Raw genomic sequence first — 19580 nt, 5'->3', positions numbered from 1 at the left:
TGATAGAGGCCGGTCAATCGCCGGTCATCGTGCACGCGTCTGCAACGCCTTCCCCAGTACCTGCCAGATCTTCGGATCCTGGCACTGCGACACATTGAAGCGCACGTAGTCGGCAGCCCGCTGCGACTGGCTGAAGGCATTGCCCGGCGCCACCACCACGCCATCGCGCAGGCACTGCCTGGCCACTGCAGATGCATCACGACCATCGGGCAGCTGGCACCACAGGAACAGCCCCGCATCGGGCTGCAGCCATGGCGTGATGCCCAGCTTCTGCACCTGCCGCAGCGTGTGCTTGCGCGCATCGGCCAGGCGCGTGCGCACCGCTTGCATGTGGCGGCGGTAGCCACTGTCGGTCAGTGCGATCTGAATCAGGTGCGCGGCCAGGTGCCCACCGCCGAAGCTGGTGGCCAGCTTCAGATCGGTCAGTGCCTCGATCCAGTCCGGGCGCGCGGCGATGTAGCCGCAGCGCGATGCTGCGGAAATGGTCTTGGAGAAACTGCCGACATGGATCACCCGCGACAATCCATCCAGCGCCGCCAGCCGTGGCGCCGGGCGTAGCTCGAAGTCGGCGAAGATGTCATCTTCGATGATGATCAGTTCGCTGTGTTCGGCCAGGCCCAGCAGGCGGTGTGCGGTGGTCGCCGACAGCACCGCGCCGGTCGGGTTGTGCAGCCCGGCGTTGGTGATGTACAGGCGTGGCGCGCATTCCTGCAGTGCGCTGGCAAACACCTGCAGGTCCGGCCCGGTGTGCATGTACGGTATGCCGATGGCCTGCACCTGATGGGCCTTCAACATCGCGTGGTAATTGAAATAGCTCGGGTCGTCGACCAGCACGCAGTCACCGGGCTTCAGCAGGAAGCGGCAGACCAGGTCGACCGCGTGCGTCCCCGATTCGGCCAGCAGCAACTGCTCCATCGACGCGTCGATGCCCAGCGTGGCCGCGCGTCGCTGCAGTGTCTGCCGCAATGCCGGCAGGCCCAGCGGCCCTGCATAGTCCACCAGCTGCGCGGAGTCGGCACGGGCCATGCGGCGCAGGCCGCGGCGCAGGCCATCGTGGTACAGCCAGTCGCTGGGCATCCAACCGCAGCCAGGCTTGAGGTGTCCCGGCGGGGTTTCCAGCGATTGCCGTGATACCCACAGCGGGTCCACCGCGCGATCCAGCCGCGGTTCCATTTCGGCCAGCGCCAATGGTGCCGCCGGGCCAGCCACGTAGAAGCCGGAGCCGGCGCGCGCGACAATCACGCCTTCAGCGGCCAAACGTTCGTAGGCCTCGACCACGGTGGACACGGAAACGCCCATCGCCGTGGCCTGCGCGCGCACCGAGGGCAGGCGGCTGCCCGGGCCATCCAGGCGCGAACTGATGCGGGAGCGGACGGCGTGGATGACGCTGTCGATGCGGCTGGGCGGTCGGGACATGCGCGTGACTGTAAGGGAATTGTGGGCAGTACAGTTACTTGTGACTGTACTGGATTGTAGCTGTGTATCGCCCGTGCCCGGTGGCCCAATGAAGGGCACGGCCGGCCATTGCCCGGCATTTCTGGAGCAGGGTGTGGAACGGTCGGCAAGCGGGTGGATCAATGGCTTCATCGGTGTGGTGATCTTCGCCGGCTCGTTGCCGGCCACCCGTCTGGCAGTGATGGAGCTGGACGCCAGCTTCGTCACCGCCGCGCGCGCCAGCATCGCCGCGTTGCTGGGGCTGGTGCTGCTGCTGGCATTGCGCCAGCCGCGCCCGGTCAGAAGCGATCTGCCCGGTCTGGTGCTGGTCAGCCTGGGCGTGGTGGTGGGCTTCCCGTTGCTGACCGCGCTGGCCCTGCGCCACGCCTCCTCGGCACACACCATCGTATTCCTGGGCCTGTTACCGCTGAGCACGGCGGTATTCGGCGTCCTGCGCGGCGGTGACCGACCGCGTCCGGCGTTCTGGGTGTTCTCGTTGCTGGGCAGCGCCTGTGTGGTCGGCTACGCCGCACGCAACGGCATCGAAGCCTCACTGCAGGCCGACCTGTTGATGCTGGCAGCGATCGTGGTGTGCGGACTTGGCTATGCCGAGGGCGGCCGCCTGGCCCGGCATCTGGGTGGCTGGCAGGTGATCAGCTGGGCATTGCTGCTGGCATTGCCGGTGATGCTGCCGCTGATGGTGGCGATGCGCCCGGCCTCGTTCACGGCGGTGGCCGCGTCGGCCTGGTGGGCGCTGGGGTACGTGGCGGTGTTCAGCATGCTGGTCGGTTTCCTGTTCTGGTATCGCGGCCTGGCCCAGGGCGGTATCGCGGCGGTCGGCCAGCTGCAGCTGCTGCAGCCGTTCTTTGGCCTGGCGCTGGCGGCGCTGCTGCTGCACGAGACCGTCAGCGCCGGCATGTTGCTGGTGACCGTGGCAGCGGTGATCTGCGTGGCCGGCGCCCGCCGCTTCAGCCGATGACGCGCGATAGCGTCGGCGTATCGTGGCGTGCCGCCAACAGTATTGGCCGGGGCCGGCGCGCCTGGTTGAAGCTGTGCCGATGAAACCCGATTCCAGTATCTCGTTCGAAGGCCAGGTGGGCCTGGTGACCGGTGCCGCCGGTGGCCTCGGCCTGGCCTACAGCCGCCTGCTGGCCCAGCGTGGCGCGCACGTGGTGATGCATGACGTGGGCGCCGCGACGGACGGCACGGGTACCGATCCGCAGCGCATCGCCCAAGCGGTGGCAGCACTGCATGCCCAGGGCCTGCCGGTCGAAGCCGCCAGCGGCCCCATCAACCAGCGCAGTGGCTGCCACGCGCTCGTGCAGGACATCCTGCAGCGGCATGGTCGCCTGGACTTCATCATCCACAACGCCGGCTGGGTGGCCTACGCCGGTATCGAAGTGGTGGAAGACGATGCGCTGGAGCAGATGCTGTGCCTGGCGGCGAAGACACCGCTGTGGCTGGCACAGGCGGCATGGCCTGCGATGCGTGCTGCCGGCGGCGGCCGCATCGTGCTGACCACCTCCGATCGCGCGCTGTACCCGCAGTATGCGCAGCGCGGCCTGTGCGGCTACGCGATGGCCAAGCTGGCTGCGCAGGGGCTGGTCAATGTGCTGGCCCTGGAAGGCGCCGAACACGGCATCGTCGTCAACGCGGTGTCGCCGGTGGCCAAGACCCGCATGTGGGGCATCGACGGGGAACCGGATGAACTGCATCCAGAGGCGGTGGCGCCCGGGGTTGCCTTCCTTGCCTCTACGCGGTGCCGGCAGGGTGGCTGGACCCTGCGGGCCAGCAACGGCCAGTTCCATGCATTGCGATTGCAGGAAGCCGAACACGTGGCCTATCCCCGCGACCTGCGTGCGGTGGCAGCGGACAGCATCGAATCGGTGGCCCTGCAGTGGCCGGTCATTGCACGGCCGAGTGTCGACGCGCGCGGTTGAACGCGTACCCTAGGCGGGTCTCCCCCTGCCTGCGATGAAATGATCGATCTGCGCCTGCTCCGCCAGTTCGTGGCGGTGGCCGAAGAACTGCACTTCCATCGCGCTGCTGCACGCCTGCACATGTCGCAGCCGCCATTGACGGCGGCGATGCGGCGCCTGGAAGACGAGGTGGGTACCGGGCTGATCGTGCGTGGCAACCGCACGCTGGGCCCGACCGCAGCGGGGCAGACGCTGCTGGTGGAGGCGCGTGCAACTCTGCAGCACGCCGAACAGGCGCTGCAGCGCACGCGGGAAGCGGCGGCAGGGCAGACCGGCAGCCTGCGTGTCGGCTACGTCGGCAGCGCGCTCTATGGGCGACTGCCGGCACTGATCCGCCAGTTCCGCCATGCGTTTGCGCAGGTGCAGCTGCATCTGCACGAAGCCACCTCGCGGCAGCAGCAACAGTGGCTGCGCGAGGGGCGCATCGACCTGGGCATCCTGATTCCGCCGATCATTTCCGCAGAGCTGCATCTGCAGGCCTTCGACCATGATCGACTGGCCATTGCCCTGCCGCGCGCGCATCGGTTGGCCGCGCGGCCGCGGCTGGATGTCGCAGCCCTGGTGGACGAGCCGTTCGTTTCATGGCCATCGGCCGAAGGCATCGGCTTCCACGCGCAGGTGCTCGGCCTGTGTACTGCTGCCGGCTTCACGCCACGGGTCGTGCAGGAAGCGCAGGGCATGCACGCAGTGCTGTCGCTGGTGGCTGTGGAAGCGGGCGTGGCGATCGTGCCGGCGAGCATGGCCGGGTTCCGTCCCGAAGAAATCGTCTATCGACCACTGGATGGCGGCAACGCTGCGTTCGAGCTGCAGTTCTGCATGCGCCCGGAATCGCCTGCACCGGTGCTGCAGAATTTCCTGGCGATGGCAGCGCAACCGGTAGTGTCGTAATTGCCAACTGAGCATCTGTACTGCGTGCAGTGGCGGCACGCTGATCCGCGACGTGCATGCCTGCGGAGTGTGACTCGGCCTGCAGTTCTGCCCTTGGAAATCGCACCTGCGGCAAGCCTGAGGCGCGGGCACGGACAACCCCTACATACCGCCTCGGCGACAGCAATCAGCATGTCCCCGCCGGCCATCATCGGCCGGCTGGGATTGGCGTCCCATAATCAACTCTGGCACGAGATCGGCAGGCGCACGGATGGCGCCTGCGGATCTCGTGACCCGCTGTCCGTGGTGGGCGATGTGCGGGGATCACAATGATCCGCCGGTCAGTCCCAGAGTTGTCCGGTACGCCAACCCGCATCGCCCGCCGCCTGTTCGTGCTCAGCCACGAATGCGCTGGTGGCGCTTGCCTCGGGGGTGGCAACGCGCGCTGCGCATGGGGACCGGCGGCGGGCGGTGCATCTTTCTGCTCAACAGCGGCGGGAGAACAGATGTTCGGCCATGTAATCGATGAACACCCGCAGGCGCGCGCTGGGGTGGCGATTGCCCGGCCACAGCAGTGAGAATTGCCCGAGCTGCCTGTCCAGCATCGGCAGCACCTGCTGCAGCCGGCCATCGGCCAGTGCTTCGGCCGCCAGGAAATCAGGCATCCAGGCAACGCCCATGGCACCGATCGCAGCGGCCAGCAGCGCTTCCATGTTGTTGCAGGTCATTGCCGTAGCCAGAACGGCGCCAGCGTCGCCATCGACGCCGGGCAGGCTCCAGGGCTGCAGCGTGCCGGTGGTCGGGAAGCGGAAACGCAGCGCCTGCAGTGAATGCAGTTCCGGCAGCGACTGAGGCTCGCCGTGTGTTCGCAGGTACATCGGCGCTGCGCACAGCACGAAGTGGAAGCTGCCGAGGCGACGCGACATCAGGCTGGAATCGGCCAGTTCACCGCTGCGTATCACCGCATCCAGCCCTTCGCTGACTACATCCACGAGGCGGTCATTGAAATCAAGTTCCAACTGCACCTGCGGGTAGCGCTGCTGGAAGCCGGGCAGCACCGGCAGCAGAAAACGGTAGCCGATGGTGGGCAGGCCGATCCGCAGCAGGCCGCGGGGAGCGAGTTGGCGTTGCGCAAGATCCGCCTGGGCCTCGGACAGTTCCTCCAGTGCCCGGCGGCAGCGCTGCAGCAGCAGGTCGCCTTCGTCGGTGAGGTGCATGCGGCGCGTGGTGCGGTGGAACAGTCGTGTGCCCAGGTCCTGCTCCAGGCGGGCAATCCGTTTGCCCACTGCGGAGGCGGACAAGCCCAGCACCCGGGCCGCACCGACAATGCTGCCGGCCTCGGCGGTGCGGACGAAAGCCAGCAGTGCGGAAATGGAGTCCATGGCGGAATGATTGCGGAACATCTGGCTGCAATCAAACGCCGTTGAGCCTGTTTTTCCAGGATCGCGGCCAGTTCATCATCAATGGCCCCGTTTGCAGGAGGCCGCGATGGCCCGTTTTCTGACTGATTCCCACTCCGTGCAACGGCGCTGGGCCTTGTTGTCGGTGTGTCTGGCCGCGCTCGCGCTGCCATTGTCGTTCGCGGCCGGCGCTGTCGCGGTGCCGGTGTTGGCCATCCAGTTGGCCAGTTCGCCCGCTTCGCTGGCTTGGGTGACCAATGCCTTCATGCTCGGTTTCGGCAGCTTGCTGTTGGCGGCAGGTGGGCTGACGGACCGCTATGGGCGGCGCCGCCTGTTCCTGCTGGGCAGCGGCGGCTTCGCGTTGGCGACGATATTCGTCTGCATGGCGCCGGATCTGTTCTGGCTGGACCTGGCGCGCGGGCTGCAAGGCGTGTGCGCTGCGGCGGCATTGGCATCGGGCAGCGCCGCGTTGGCGCAGGCGTGGCAAGGCCAGGCGCGCACGCGCGTGTTTGCCCTTTTGGGCACGACCTTCGGCGCCGGCCTGGCGCTGGGGCCACTGCTGGCAGGCGTGCTGCTTGAGGCGTTGGGCTGGCGAAGCGTGTTTGCCGCCGCAGGTGTACTGGCTCTGCTGGCGTGCACGCTGGCGGCCCGCGTGTTGCCGGAGAGCCGCGGGCAGGCAGGGCCGCTGGACGTGCCGGGCATGCTGGCTTTCAGCCTGACGCTGAGCATGCTGACCCTGGCGCTGTTGTGGCTGGGCGAATTCGGCCTGCACGCAGCGCGGGTGCAATGGGCATCGCTGGCGACCGTGCTGCTGGCGGCATCGTTCGTGCTGATCGAGCGCAGGCAGCCGTCGCCGTTGCTGGATCTTTCGCTGTTCGCACAGCGGGCATTCGTCGGTGTGCAGCTGCTGCCGATGGCAACCTGCTTTGGCTACGTGGTGCTGCTGGTGGTCCTGCCGTTGCAGTTGCTGGGCGTGCATGGCCAGAGCGTCACCACCGTCGGCGTGCAGATGCTGGCGCTGTCCGCGCCGATGCTGGTGCTGCCACTGCTGGCTGCGCGCTGGGCCAGCCGGCTGGGAAGCACGCGTCTGTGTGTGGCGGGGTTGCTGCTCTGCGCGTTGGGGTTGTATCTGCTGTCGCGGCAGGCGGCACATCCGTTGCCGGCGCAATGGGTTCCGCTGCTGGTGCTGATCGGTACCGGCACCGCACTGCCGTGGGGCTTGATGGACGGGTTGTCGGTCAGCGTAGTGCCGGTGCAACGCGCAGGCATGGCGGCGGGAATCTTCGGCACGGTGCGGGTAGCGGGCGAGGGCATCGCACTTGCTGCGGTGACCGCATTGCTGGCGACGCTCATCGGCCAACGCCTGCCGGGCGCATACGCTCCGGCACTGGCCAAGGCCGCGGTTTACCTCGCTACCGGTGCGCTGCATTCGGCCCAGTCGCTGCTGCCTGGGTCAACGGCGCTGCAGTTGCAGCGCGCCAGCGGCGAGGCGCTGGCGCAGCTGCTGCACGTGTTGTCGGCGCTGACCGTCGGCAGTGCCCTGCTGCTGCATATGCTGCTGCGGCGGCCGCCGGCCATCGCCGTGCCCGGAACCGATAGCTGATGGTGCCGGTGACCACGCGCGGGCAGCCGGCGAAAACAATCGCCGAAGGCGCCGCGCGGCGTGGCAGCTTGTCGTTCAGGTGTCCGCCCACTTCCAGTGCCACGTTGCTGCAGCTGACGTCAGCTTCGTTGCACGCGAAAGCCGCGGCGAGGTGAGGCATGCGGCCGACCCATGGGGAATGTGCCTGGCTGTCACCTGCCTGCCGCAACGCCATCACCCGGTCTTGGCCCGGGCATCGGTAGGGTTGATCGTCCCCGTCCCCCACGGAGACCTGCCATGTGGTTGCTTGACCGACTCTGGCCCTCACGCCCTGCGCTGCCCGCCGCGACGCTGCCGCCTGCAGCGGACCTGCCCGCGCGCCGAACGCCGTTGAAGCGTCCGTTGCGCGTCGGCCGGGCCAGCATGGCCCCGTGGCAGAAGGTGGCGCCGCCGCCGCGGCGCAGCCGCCACTAACCGGTGCGATCAGAGGGGTGGTTCACCCCGTCGCTGACCGGAACGGTTCCCAGCGCGAACGGATCGATGCCTTCCAGGCAGGCCACGTTGTAGCCGTACTGGTCCGGGTTGGAGCGGCGGCGGTGGTGCGTGTAGATGCCACAGACGTCGCAGAAGTAGTGCTCGGCCACGTGCGTGTTGAACTGGTACAGGCGCAGATGGGCCTGGCCGCGCACGATATGCAGCCCGTCTTCGGCCACGCTGGCGGCGATGGCGCCGCGGCGCCGGCACATCGAACAGTCGCAGCGGCGCGGGTCGACGATGCCCTCGGGCAGGTCCAGCAGCAGCTCGACGGTGCCACAATGACAGCTGGCCCGGTGCTGCGCCTGCACGGCGACGCCGGCCACGGTGGTAATGCCCATCCTCGCTCCCTGTATACCTTGGTGGACGCCAGTATGCGCCCGCCGGGGCCAGCCTGAACCGTCGTGGATGTCGCCGTGAGGCGGCTTGTGGCTAACTATGCCGCCCCGGGACCCCGACAGGATGCCAGTGAAAGCCGCAGGACGATGGATGACAGGATGTGTGATGGTGCTGCTGGCGCTGTGGGTGGCCGGTCTGCTGACCTACCAGACGCCCGGGCCGGGCTGGCTGGGCATGACCGCGGCGATGCTGTGGCTGCTGGCCGCCGCCTGGGCGGCGTGGCAGGTGGCGCGCGGCCGTGGCACGCGCCGGCTGTGGGCGGCCTTTGCCAGCGTTCTGGCGCTGGCGGGGCTGTGGTGGCTGCTGCTGACCCCGCGCCAGGACCGCGACTGGGCCGATGACGTGGCGCAGCGCCTGCACGTGGAATCCTTCGACGGCCGCCACGTGGTGCTGGACAACGTGCGCGATTTCACCTGGCGCACCGAGACCGACTACGACGCGCGCTGGGTGCGCCGCAGCTACGACCTGGACCAGCTGCGTTCGGGCGATCTGGTGCTGTCGTACTGGATGGGTCCGGCGATCGCCCACACCCTGGTCTCGTTCGGATTCGAGGACGGCCGCCACCTGGTGTTCTCGCTGGAAATCCGCAAGGAGCGTGGTGAATCGTTCTCCGCACTGGGCGGCTTCTTCCGCAAGTTCGAGATGACGCTGGTCGCGTCCGAAGAAACCGACATCATCCGCACCCGCACCAACGCGCGCGGCGAGGATGTCTACCTGTACCGCCTGCACGGCATGGACCGCAACCAGCTCAAGACCCTGTTTGCTGCCTACATCGACCAGGCGCGCCAGCTTGATGCCACGCCCGGCTTCTACAACACGCTGACCAGCAACTGCACCACGATTGTCTTCGACCTGGCGCGGCATATCGCCCCGCGCCTGCCGCTGGACTACCGGTTGCTGGCCTCGGGCTACCTGGCCGAGTACGCGCAGGAGGTGGGCGCGCTCACGCCTGGCGTGCCGTACGCCGAACTGCATGCCAAGGGCCGCATCACCGAGCGCGCGTTGAAGATGGCACGCGACGATGATTTCTCCACCGTGATCCGCCAGGGCATCCCCGGCACCGAGCAGGACCCGCAGCAATGACCCAGATGATCCTGTCCCGCTGGCAGCGCGCGCTGCCGGCGTTGTTGGCTGCCTTCCTGCTGCTGGGCGGCAGCGGCTGCGCGATGGTCACCGTCAAGCAGGTGGCGTCCAGCGATTACCTGGTCAACAAGCGCGCCGATGTGCTCAACACCGGCAAGCTCAGCCCTGCCTCGCGCGAGACGCTGAGTGCGGCCGGGCTGGACGAATCACAGTGCGAGAAGGATTTCCTGGTCTGCCGCAGCACGCTGTTGATGACCGATGACCTCAACGTCGAGCAGCGGTTGTCGACGCTGTCCGAGCTGTGGGTGAAGGCCGCTCTGGCATTGACGCCGAAGAAGCAGGCGGCCAACGAACCGCCGATGAGCGATGCAGCGCTGGATGCCTGGCTGGAGGCGGCGCGCTATGGCTATGCCTATCTGTTCTACAGCGGGCGCTCGCCCTCCGATCGCGCGTTCGAGGATCGGCAGACGCAGGTACGCGATTACTACAACTATGCTGCCGAGAAGGCCGCCGTGGTGTTGTTCGCGCGTGCCCGTGCCGCAGCATTGGCCGGCGAGGACTACACCAAGCCGGTGTCGGCGGGCAGCTGGACGCTGGCTTCCGATTTCCAGCGCCTTTCATTGAAGAGCATCCCCAAGCAGCTGGTGCCGGCCGGTACCGTCAGCTTCGTCGGCATGCGCAGCACCTATCGCCGCGATGGTTTCGGCGCCGAGCTGGTGATGGTGATGGACCCGCCGAAGCTGGTGGTGCCTGCCGTCGCTGCCGAAGGGGCCAAGGCCGAAACGGCACAGGCGCAGGCCACCAAGGACGAGCAGGAGGAGGGCGTCCGCCGCGGGCGCCGCCACCAGCACGATGATTCGGTGCCCGAGTACAGCGAGATGTCCTCGATCAACGTCACGGCATTGCTGCGTTTTGAAGGCAACACGCTGGAAGACGTGATGCGCACCCGCCAGGTGCTGCTGGATGGCTATTCGCCCGAGGCCACCGAGCGCATCACCCTGCATGGCGAAGAGGTGCCGCTGGCGGGCAACTTCACCGCTGCCTACGGTCTGTGGCTGGCGCAGAGCGGGTTCGCCACGCAGTCGCTGCGTACCCTGTTCGGCATGAGCGAGGGCATCGGCGAGCCGCACATCTACCTGATGCAGCCGTGGGACCCGAACCGCCGCATCATCTTCATGCTGCATGGCCTGGGCAGCAGCCCGGAAGCGTGGGTGAACCTGGCCAATGAGATCATGGGTGACCCCGAACTGCGCCAGCAGTTCCAGGTGTGGCAGGTGTACTACCCGACCAATGCGCCGATCGCGCTGAACCGCTATGAGATAGCCAACGCTTTCAACGACACGTTGCAGCACTTCGACCCCAACGGCAGCACGCGCGCCTCGAAGGACATGGTCTACATCGGCCACAGCATGGGTGGCGTGCTGGCGCGCCTGCTGGTCAGCGATTCCGGCGATGTACTGTGGAACGATCTGCTCGCCAACTACAACCTGAAGGGCGAGCGCCTGAAGCGGGTGCAGTCCAAGCTGGGTCCGCTGCTGCACTTCAAGGCCGAACCGAACGTGGAGCGTGCGATCTTCATCGCCGCCCCGCACCAGGGCACGGACATCGCCGGCAACAAGGTTGGCCGCCTGATCGGCCGCCTGGTGCGCCTGCCGCTGACCATCCTCGGCAAGTTCGAGGATGTGTTTCTGGCACTGGCACAGGCCGAGCAGCAGGCCGATGGCACGGCCAAGCCGAAGATTCCCAACAGCATCGACAACCTCAAGGCCAGCGACCCGTTCGTGAAAGCCGCTGCGCAGCTGCAGATCACGCCGGGCCTGAAGTACCACTCGATCATCGCCCAGCGCAAACCGGAACTGCCGGTGGAGAAATCCGACGATGGGCTGGTGCCGTACTGGAGCTCGCACCTGCCGGGTGCGTTGTCGGAGAAAGTGATCATCTCCGGCCACAGCGTGCAGGAGACGCCGCAGGCGGTGCTGGAAGTGCGCCGCATCCTGCACCAGGACATCGATGAAGTAGGTACGGTGGCCAGGCCGTAACGGGACGCTCTCCGGAGCGTCTACACGCGACGTGCGATCACCGTGGCGAACACCGCCAGGCCCAGGGTGATGGCCAGGCACAGGATGTAACCGGTATGCGGGGCGCTTTCCACGAACAGTGCGAACAGCGCGCCGGATACCGCCAGTGCGGTGGTCACCGACAGTGCTTCGCTCAACTGCAGGGCCGAGGTGTTCGCACCCTGTTCGTGTGGTGGTGACAGTGACAGCGTCAGCACCGACAGGCTGGCGTAGATCATGCCCATGCCGAAGCCGGTCAGTGTCCAGCCGACCAGGGCGACCGGCAGTGGCACCGCAGTGAACAGCACCGCCAGCGTCGCGGCAATGCCCACGGTCATCAGCGGTGTGCCCACGCGCAGCAGTTGCTGCCGCGACCAGCCGCGCTGCTGGTGACCCTGCAGCCACGAGCCGGTGAACCAGCCCAGCGCGCCCAGGCTCAGCACGGCACCGGCCCAGCTGGGTGACAGCCCACGCTCGCGCTGCAGCAGCAGGGGCAGGTAGGCCTCGCAGGCGAAGAACGCGGCAGCGGCCACACCACGCAATGCGATCACGCTGGGCAGGCCACGGCGCAGGCGCAGGGTGCCGGCGGGCAGCAGGCGATGCACGCAGAACAGCAGCGCCAGCATCGCAACGCCGATGCACAGCAGTGCCGGTACGCCCTGTTGTTGCCCGCCCAGATACAGCAGCAGGGCAGCCAGGGAGGCGCCGCTGGCCCAGCGCACGATGTTGCCGCGGCCATCATCGGCAACATCTGTGGGTGCAGCCTGCATGCGCGCCAGCGCCGGTCGCAGCAGCAGGCCGGCCGGTATCGCCAGCAGCGGCACCGCCAGGAACACCCAGCGCCAGCCAAGATGCTGCACGATCACACCGCTCAGCGCCGGGCCGATCATCGACGGCACCACCCAACCAGCAGAGAATGCGGCGAAGACCTTCGGCCGCAGATGCTCGGGATAGGTGCGGCCGACCATCACGTACAACGATACGGAAATGGCGCCTGCGCCCAGGCCCTGCAGCAGGCGTCCGGCCACCAGCATGCCCATGCGCAGGGCGAAGCCCGCCAGCAGCAGGCCCAGCACGAAGCAGGCCAGGCCCCACCACAGCGGGCGTGCGGGGCCGTGGCGGTCGGCCCAGCGGCCGGCCAGGGTCATGCCGATCACGCTGGTGGCCAAGGTGCCGCCGAAGGCCAGCGCATACAGGCGCAGGCCGTCCAGTGCCTCGGCCACGGTCGGCATTGCTGCGGCCACCGCCAGTGCCTCGAAGGCATGCAGCGAGACCAGAGCGACCATGCCCAGGGTGGTGGCGCGGTAGCGCGCGGACAGGATGGAGGAATCGACCGGATCGGCCGTGGCAGCGGGGGAGGGCATCGGGTTCCTGCGGGGGCGGACGGGCCGCGCTTGTCATCTGGCGGCGATGGTAGCAGCATGCCACCTCAACCAAAGTTGAGGTCAATAGATGCTGGCACAGGACATGAGCGTCGGCGATGTCGCCCGTCGCAGTGGCGTGGCCATCTCTGCGCTGCATTTCTACGAGCGCAAGGGGTTGATCAGCAGCCTGCGCACATCGGGTAACCAGCGCCGCTACGCCCGCGACGTGCTGCGCCGGCTGGCGGTGATCCGCGTGGCGCAACGCGTGGGCATGCCGCTGGAAGCGGTGGCGCGTGCGTTCGAGAGCCTGCCGCAGGGGCGCACCCCGACCAAAGCCGACTGGGCCAAGCTGTCGGCACGCTGGCAGGTGGAGCTGGAGGAACGCATCCACATGCTGCAGCTGCTGCGCGACGAGCTGACCGGCTGCATCGGCTGCGGTTGCCTGTCACTGAAGCGCTGCCGCCTGGCCAACCCGGAAGACGTGCTCGGCGAGCGCGGCGACGGCCCGATGCGCTGGGGCTGACCGTGCGGGTGGGTGCCGACCCTGGTCGGCACGCTCTTTACCAGACGGTGATGGTTTCGCCGCTCTGGATGCCTTCCACCGCGCGCTGGAAGGCCAGCGCCGCACGCTGTGCGGTCACCGCTTCGAAGCCGGGGAAGTAGGGGCCGTAGGCTTCCATCGATTCCACCAGCACGTTAGGGCTGACCACGTTGATGCGCAGCCCGCGCGGCAGCAGTTCCAGCGCCGCCGCCCGCACGAAACCTTCCAGCGCATGGTTGACGGCGGTGGCGTTGGCGCCATCGCGGATCGGCTGCGCGCTGACGATGCCGCTGGTCAGGGTGATCGAGCCGCCAGCGTTGAGATGGTGCTGCGCGGCCAGTGCAAGGCGTACCTGGCCGAGCAGCTTGTCCTGCAGGCCGACGTTGAACTGTTCGGGTGTCATCTGCTGCAGCGGGCCGAAATGCAGCTTGCCGGTGGTGGAGATCACCGCATCGACCGGGCCGGTCTGCGCGAACAGCTCGCGCACGCTGGCGTCGTCGGTAAGGTCCACGCGCAGGCTGCCGCTGTGGCGCCCGGCAGCGAGGATGTCGTGCTGCTGGCCCAGGTGGCGGGCGACCGCCTGGCCGAGGGTGCCGCTGGCACCGACGAGAAGAATCTTCATGACAGCTCCTTGCGAGGGGGGATGGACGCAGTCTGCGCCGTCACCGGTTGGTTTGGTAAGCGGCGTATGATTCGCATATTCCTAACCATGGGTTTGCAATGGATACCTTGCGCTGCATGCAGGCCTTCGTCGCCGTGGCCGAGCACGGTAGTTTTTCCGCCGCCGCCAGCCACCTGCAGGTCTCGGCGGTGATGGTCGGCAAGTACATCCAGCAGCTGGAAACGCACCTGGGCACCGCGCTGCTGCAGCGGAACACCCGTCGCCAACGCCTGACCGAAGCCGGCATCGCCTATCTGGCCGGGTGCCGGCAGGTGCTGGAACAGGTGCAGCAGGCCGAGGCGGACGTGGCCGGGCTGCAGGTGCAGCCACGCGGGCTGTTGCGGGTCAGTGCGCCGACCACCTGGGGCAGCTGCGTGCTGGCTCCCGTGTTGAACGAGCTGCTGCGGGCACAGCCGCTGCTGAACATCGAGCTGGACCTGAGCAATCGCCGCATCGACCTGATCGAGGATGGCTTCGATGCAGCCATCCGCGTCGGTCCGCTGCCGTCGCAGGAACTGGTGGCGCGGCCGCTGCCGCCGTATGCGATGAGTCTGTGTGCATCACCGTCGTACCTGCGCCGCCGTGGTACGCCGCGTACGCCTGCCGATCTTGAAGGACATGATTGCCTGAGCCACCTGGCCTGGCGCGGCGGTCACGGTTGGCAGCTGGCCAATGGCGAACAGGTCGATTGGGAAGCGCGGTTGACCAGCAATGACGGTTACGCGCTCCGCGAAGCAGCCGTGGCGGGCGCGGGCCTGGTGCTGCAGCCGACCGCGCTGCTTGCCGGCGAAATCGCAGCGGGACGATTGAAGCCACTGCTGCGCGACCATCTGCCCGAGCCACGGCCGATGCACCTGATCTACCTGCCCGACCGTCGCCCCCGACCGCGGCTGCAGTGTTTCGTTGATTTCGTCATGGCCAGGCTGGGCACGTAGATCCACGCATGCGTGGATGGCGTTGGGTGCCGACCGTTGGTCGGCACACCTGTTTCAGTCATTGGCCGCAGACAGTTCCTGCCCACGCACCTGCGCGGCTCGCAGTGCCTTCTCCACCAACGCTTCAAACCCGCCGGCCTGGAAGCTCTCGATCGCCGCCTGCGTGGTGCCGTTGGGTGAGGTCACCCGGCGCCGCAGTTCGGCCGGGCTTTCGCCGGCTTCGTCCAGCATGCGCGAGGCGCCCAGCAGCGTCTGCACCACCAGCGTGCGCGCCGCGTCTGCAGGCAGGCCTTGTGCGATGCCGGCCGCTTCCATCGCTTCGGCCAGCAGGAACACATAGGCCGGGCCACTGCCGGATACGGCGGTGACCGAATCCATCTGCGCTTCGTCGTCGATCCACACCGTGCGTCCCGCGCTGGCCAGCACGCGTTCGGCCTGCGCATGCTGCTGCGCATCCACCGCTGGCGTGGCATACAGGCCGGTGACCCCGGCGCCGAGCAGGGCCGGGGTGTTGGGCATCGCGCGCACCACCGGCAGCGTGCCACCCAACCAGCGCTGCAGCTGCGGGCTGGTGATGCCGGCGGCGATCGAGATCACCAACGGCTCCTGTGCCTGCGCCAACATCTGCAGTGACTGGCAGACCTCGCGCAGCACCTGCGGTTTCACCGCCAGCAGCCACGTGTTGCCCTGCGCCGCCGCAGCGGCCGCGTTGTCGTGGGTCTGCACGCCGAAATCGGCAGCCAGCGTTTCGCGCAGTTCGGCCACCGGTTCGGCCACGTGGATGTGGGTGGCCGGCACGCCCTGCCGGATCAGGCCGGCAATCAGGCTGCGGGCCATGTTGCCGCCGCCGATGAAGGTGATGGAATCAGCTGCCATGGGAATCTCCTTGGAATCAGGCCGGGCGCGGACGCGCGCCGAACAGGGCGGTACCGATGCGGACCAGGGTGGCACCTTCGGCGATCGCTTCAGCGTAGTCGCTGCTCATGCCCATCGACAGGGTGTCCACCTGGGGATGAGCGGCGGCCAGCGCCTGGAAAAGTGTGCGCATGCGCACGAACGCGTCGCGCCGGCGCCCGGCGTCGGGCCACGGCGCAGGAATCGCCATCAGGCCGCGCAGGCGCAGGTTCGGCTCGGCGGCGATGGTTGCCGCCAGCGCGTCCACGTCGTCCGGCGCGCAGCCGTGCTTGCTCGACTCGTCATCGATGTTGACCTGGATGAGTACGTTCAGCGGGCCGCGTTCAGCGGGGCGGTAGCGGGCCAGCGCGGCGACCAGCTTGGGCCGGTCCACGCTCTGCACCCAGTCGAAGTGCGTGGCCACCGGTTCGGCCTTGTTCGACTGCAGGTGGCCGATCAGGTGCCATTCCAGGCCCAGGGGCTGCAGTTCCTGCATCTTGGCCAGCGCTTCCTGCACGTAGTTTTCGCCGAACGCGGTCTGGCCCTGCGCGGCAAGCGCAGCCACGGCCTCGGCCGGCTGGGTCTTGGACACCGCCAGCAGGCGCGGCGGTGGCCGCCCGGCGGCAGCGGCGGCGTTGTGCAGGTTGCTCAGGATCTGGGGCAGGGGAGTGGCCACGTAACGCGTTCCGTTCAATCAGGAGGCTATACTGCCGCCCGGGGAAAGATCCTTCCAGTCGAAGCCGTTATTGGGGAGTAGCCGCTCATGGATATCGCCGAGCTGTTGGCGTTTTCCGTAAAGAACAAAGCGTCCGACCTGCATCTGTCCGCAGGCCTGCCGCCGATGATCCGCGTGGACGGTGATGTTCGCCGGATCAACATTCCAGCCCTGGACCACAAGCAGGTCCACGCGCTGGTGTACGACATCATGTCCGACAAGCAGCGCCGCGATTACGAGGAGTTCCTCGAAGTCGATTTTTCCTTCGAGATCCCGTCGCTGGCGCGCTTCCGTGTCAATGCGTTCAACCAGAACCGTGGCGCCGGTGCGGTGTTCCGTACCATTCCGTCCGAAGTGCTGACCCTGGAAGACCTGGCCTGCCCGCCGCTGTTCCGCGAGGTGATCCAGCAGCCGCAGGGCCTGATCCTGGTGACCGGCCCGACCGGTTCGGGCAAGTCGACCACGCTGGCGGCGATGATCGACTACATCAACAAGAACGAATACGGCCATATCCTCACCGTCGAGGATCCGATCGAATTCGTGCACACCTCGCAGAAGTGCCTGATCAACCAGCGCGAGGTGCACCGCGATACGCACGGCTTCAATGAAGCGCTGCGTTCGGCACTGCGTGAGGACCCGGACATCATCCTGGTCGGCGAACTGCGTGACCTGGAAACCATCCGCCTGGCGCTGACCGCCGCGGAAACCGGCCACCTGGTGTTCGGCACCCTGCACACCAGTTCGGCGGCCAAGACCATCGACCGCATCATCGACGTGTTCCCGGCCGGCGAAAAGCCGATGGTGCGCTCGATGCTGTCCGAATCGCTGCGCGCGGTCATTTCGCAGGCGCTGCTGAAGAAGGTCGGTGGCGGTCGTACCGCCGCCTGGGAAATCATGGTCGGCACCCCGGCCATCCGCAACCTGATCCGCGAGGACAAGGTGGCGCAGATGTATTCGGCCATCCAGACCGGCCAGCAGTACGGCATGATGACCCTGGACCAGCACCTGCAGGACCTGGTCAAGCGCAGCCTGATCACCCGCAACCAGGCCCGCGAATACGCCAAGGACAAGCGTCTGTTCGAGTAAGGCGAGGCAATGGCGGGGCAGGGCGCGCGAACACGTCGCCGGCCCCGCGCTGTTTCCTCCACCGACCGATTCCTGGTACATGCCCCATTGGGAGCCCGCCGTGAACACCACCGCGACCACCATCGATTTCACCTCGTTCCTCAAGCTGATGGCGCACCAGCGCGCCTCGGACCTGTTCATCACCGCCGGCATGCCGCCGGCGATCAAGGTCAACGGCAAGATCTCGCCGATCACCCAGACGCCACTGACGCCGCAGCAGAGCCGCGACCTGGTGCTGAACGTGATGACGCCGGCGCAGCGCGAGGAATTCGAAAAGACCCACGAATGCAACTTCGCCATCGGCCTGTCCGGCGTCGGCCGCTTCCGCGTGAGCTGCTTCTACCAGCGTAACCAGGTCGGCATGGTGCTGCGTCGCATCGAGACGCGCATTCCCACCGTGGAAGAGTTGAGCCTGCCGCCGATCATCAAGACGCTGGCGATGACCAAGCGCGGCATCATCCTGTTCGTCGGCGCTACCGGTACCGGTAAATCAACCTCGCTGGCAGCGATGATCGGTTATCGCAACCAGAACTCGACCGGGCACATCATCACCATCGAAGATCCGATCGAATTCGTGCACAAGCACGAGGGCTGCATCATCACCCAGCGCGAAGTCGGCATCGATACCGACAGCTGGGAAGCCGCGCTGAAGAACACCCTGCGCCAGGCGCCGGATGTGATCATGATCGGCGAAGTGCGTACCCGCGAGGGCATGGACCATGCCATCGCCTTCGCTGAAACCGGTCACCTGGTGCTGTGCACGCTGCATGCCAACAACGCCAACCAGGCGATGGACCGCATCGTCAACTTCTTCCCGGAAGATCGCCGCAACCAGCTGCTGATGGATCTGTCGCTGAACCTCAAGGGCGTGGTCGCGCAGCAGTTGATCCCTTCGCCGGATGGCCGCTCGCGCAAGGTCGCGATGGAGATCCTGCTGGGCACGCCGCTGGTGCAGGACTACATCCGCGACGGCGAGATCCACAAGCTGAAGGAGCTGATGAAGGAATCGGTCCAGCTGGGCATGAAGACCTTCGACCAGAGCCTGTTCGAACTGTACCAGGCCGGTGAGATCAGCTACGAGGACGCACTGCGCTACGCCGATTCGCAGAACGAAGTGCGCCTGCGCATCAAGCTCAGCCAGGGCGGCGATGCCCGCACCCTGTCGCAGGGGCTGGATGGCGTGGAGATTTCAGAGGTCCGTTGATCACCGCGTACATGGCCGGTCCCCGGCATGCGGGGGACTGTGCCATGGCGAGCACTACAGGGGAGTGCATATGGATATGCCGTCGGCCCGCAACGTGGTATTGATTGATTTCGAGAACGTCCAGCCGCCTTCCCTGAAGGAGCTGGCCGCGCCGGGGTTCACGGTTCTGGTATTCGTCGGTGCATCGCAGGCACGCATCAGCATGGATGTAGCCGAGGCCATGCAGGCATTGGGCAGCCAGGGTCGTTACATACGCTGCCATGGCAGCGGCCCCAACGCGCTGGATTTCCACATCGCGTTCTATATCGGCGAAATGGCGGCCACCGATCCCAAGGTGTTCTTTCACATCATTTCCAAGGACACCGGTTTCGATCCGTTGGTGGCACACCTGAGGTCGCGTGGCCTGCAGGCGGGCCGCTGTACCTCCGTGGCCGATCTGCCGATGTTCCGCTCCGCGCGGCAGAAGGCTGCTGCCGCTGCATCGCCTGCAGCGAAAGCCATGCCGCCGGATGCTCGGTTGGTGCATCTGCGCGACTGGCTGGTGCGGCAGGACAAGGCAAGGCCCGGTTCAAAGGCGGCACTGCACAACTCCATCAACAACCTCTTCCAGAAGGCCCTGCCTGCGGCTGAAGTCAACGCGCTGGTGCAGCAACTGCAGCAAAGGAAGTGGATCGTGCTGGAGGGCAACAAGGTCTGTTACCAGGTGGCGGCCATGCGCGCCTGAGCGGCACTGGCGCCGCCCCTGCCGGCTCTGCGATAGTCGCGCGGTCACCGCGCTCGCGGGACAGGGGGAGCCGGCACCCTGC

Annotated in this window: 18 protein-coding genes; 11 read left to right on the top strand and 7 right to left on the bottom strand. The window is 67.1% G+C overall.

The window, feature by feature from the left end; translation table 11 throughout:
- Nucleotides 1-24: 24 nt before the first annotated feature.
- Nucleotides 25-1416, bottom strand: a complete 1392-nt coding sequence (locus TEP_RS14745) for a PLP-dependent aminotransferase family protein (protein WP_132825775.1) — start codon at nt 1414-1416, stop codon at nt 25-27.
- A gap of 133 nt (nt 1417-1549) precedes the next feature.
- On the opposite strand from TEP_RS14745, the gene TEP_RS14740 reads away from it, so the two are divergent.
- The 3 genes from TEP_RS14740 (at nt 1550) to TEP_RS14730 (ending at nt 4301) form a co-directional block, all read left to right on the top strand.
- On the top strand, nt 1550-2413 hold the full coding sequence (locus tag TEP_RS14740) for a DMT family transporter (protein WP_099785940.1): 864 nt from the start codon (nt 1550-1552) through the stop codon (nt 2411-2413).
- Between the two features lie 79 nt (nt 2414-2492).
- A complete protein-coding gene (locus TEP_RS14735; RefSeq protein WP_132825774.1) occupies nt 2493-3374 on the top strand; it encodes an SDR family oxidoreductase in 882 nt (293 codons plus the stop codon).
- Between the two features lie 39 nt (nt 3375-3413).
- Entirely contained in the window at nt 3414-4301 is an 888-nt protein-coding gene (locus TEP_RS14730; RefSeq protein WP_132825773.1) for a LysR family transcriptional regulator, read from the top strand.
- Between the two features lie 464 nt (nt 4302-4765).
- On the opposite strand, the gene TEP_RS14725 is transcribed toward TEP_RS14730, so the two are convergent.
- Nucleotides 4766-5662, bottom strand: a complete 897-nt coding sequence (locus TEP_RS14725; protein ID WP_132825772.1) for a LysR substrate-binding domain-containing protein — start codon at nt 5660-5662, stop codon at nt 4766-4768.
- Nucleotides 5663-5768: 106 nt separating this feature from the next.
- Between TEP_RS14725 and TEP_RS14720 the strand changes: the two genes are divergently transcribed.
- A complete protein-coding gene (locus TEP_RS14720) occupies nt 5769-7283 on the top strand; it encodes an MFS transporter (protein WP_132825771.1) in 1515 nt (504 codons plus the stop codon).
- Between the two features lie 449 nt (nt 7284-7732).
- Here TEP_RS14720 and TEP_RS14715 read toward each other — a convergent pair whose 3' ends face one another.
- A complete protein-coding gene (locus TEP_RS14715) occupies nt 7733-8137 on the bottom strand; it encodes a GFA family protein (protein ID WP_025874047.1) in 405 nt (134 codons plus the stop codon).
- A gap of 163 nt (nt 8138-8300) precedes the next feature.
- On the opposite strand from TEP_RS14715, the gene TEP_RS14710 reads away from it, so the two are divergent.
- Both TEP_RS14710 and TEP_RS14705 read left to right on the top strand, forming a co-directional pair.
- On the top strand, nt 8301-9278 hold the full coding sequence (locus tag TEP_RS14710; RefSeq protein WP_132826552.1) for a DUF4105 domain-containing protein: 978 nt from the start codon (nt 8301-8303) through the stop codon (nt 9276-9278).
- Nucleotides 9275-11317 (top strand): alpha/beta hydrolase, encoded by a 2043-nt coding sequence (locus tag TEP_RS14705; protein WP_132825770.1) that lies wholly within the window; start codon nt 9275-9277, stop codon nt 11315-11317. Before TEP_RS14710 ends, TEP_RS14705 begins: the two co-directional genes overlap by 4 nt.
- Before the next feature lie 20 nt (nt 11318-11337).
- Here the strand turns inward: TEP_RS14705 and TEP_RS14700 are convergent, their stop codons facing one another.
- Nucleotides 11338-12699: an MFS transporter gene (locus TEP_RS14700; protein ID WP_132825769.1), complete on the bottom strand. Its 1362-nt coding sequence runs from the start codon at nt 12697-12699 to the stop codon at nt 11338-11340.
- An 88-nt stretch (nt 12700-12787) separates the two neighbouring features.
- On the opposite strand from TEP_RS14700, the gene soxR reads away from it, so the two are divergent.
- On the top strand, nt 12788-13222 hold the full coding sequence (gene soxR / locus TEP_RS14695) for a redox-sensitive transcriptional activator SoxR (RefSeq protein ID WP_132825768.1): 435 nt from the start codon (nt 12788-12790) through the stop codon (nt 13220-13222).
- A gap of 37 nt (nt 13223-13259) precedes the next feature.
- Here soxR and TEP_RS14690 read toward each other — a convergent pair whose 3' ends face one another.
- The gene (locus TEP_RS14690) at nt 13260-13862 is read right to left on the bottom strand and encodes a short chain dehydrogenase (RefSeq protein WP_025874043.1); all 603 of its coding nucleotides are present in this window, start codon (nt 13860-13862) and stop codon (nt 13260-13262) included.
- A gap of 98 nt (nt 13863-13960) precedes the next feature.
- Here TEP_RS14690 and TEP_RS14685 point away from each other — a divergent pair, with 98 nt between their 5' ends.
- The gene (locus TEP_RS14685) at nt 13961-14836 is read left to right on the top strand and encodes a LysR family transcriptional regulator (RefSeq protein ID WP_132825767.1); all 876 of its coding nucleotides are present in this window, start codon (nt 13961-13963) and stop codon (nt 14834-14836) included.
- A 54-nt stretch (nt 14837-14890) separates the two neighbouring features.
- On the opposite strand, the gene proC is transcribed toward TEP_RS14685, so the two are convergent.
- Complete coding sequence (gene proC, locus TEP_RS14680; RefSeq protein ID WP_132825766.1) at nt 14891-15712, bottom strand: pyrroline-5-carboxylate reductase; 822 nt, start codon at nt 15710-15712, stop codon at nt 14891-14893.
- A gap of 16 nt (nt 15713-15728) precedes the next feature.
- Entirely contained in the window at nt 15729-16406 is a 678-nt protein-coding gene (locus TEP_RS14675; RefSeq protein WP_132825765.1) for a YggS family pyridoxal phosphate-dependent enzyme, read from the bottom strand.
- Nucleotides 16407-16493: 87 nt separating this feature from the next.
- Between TEP_RS14675 and TEP_RS14670 the strand changes: the two genes are divergently transcribed.
- The 3 genes from TEP_RS14670 to TEP_RS14660 all read left to right on the top strand — a co-directional run bounded on the left by TEP_RS14670 (nt 16494) and on the right by TEP_RS14660 (nt 19498).
- Complete coding sequence (locus TEP_RS14670) at nt 16494-17531, top strand: type IV pilus twitching motility protein PilT (protein ID WP_004147099.1); 1038 nt, start codon at nt 16494-16496, stop codon at nt 17529-17531.
- A 100-nt stretch (nt 17532-17631) separates the two neighbouring features.
- Entirely contained in the window at nt 17632-18774 is a 1143-nt protein-coding gene (locus tag TEP_RS14665) for a PilT/PilU family type 4a pilus ATPase (protein ID WP_025874039.1), read from the top strand.
- Complete coding sequence (locus TEP_RS14660; protein ID WP_206140221.1) at nt 18719-19498, top strand: PIN domain-containing protein; 780 nt, start codon at nt 18719-18721, stop codon at nt 19496-19498. Before TEP_RS14665 ends, TEP_RS14660 begins: the two co-directional genes overlap by 56 nt.
- The last annotated feature ends 82 nt before the right edge of the window (nt 19499-19580 follow it).

This window comes from Stenotrophomonas sp. TEPEL (assembly GCF_004348785.1).
GTDB classification, from domain to species: Bacteria; Pseudomonadota; Gammaproteobacteria; order Xanthomonadales; family Xanthomonadaceae; genus Stenotrophomonas; species Stenotrophomonas indicatrix.
This window is presented reverse-complemented; position numbering and strand designations above follow the sequence as displayed.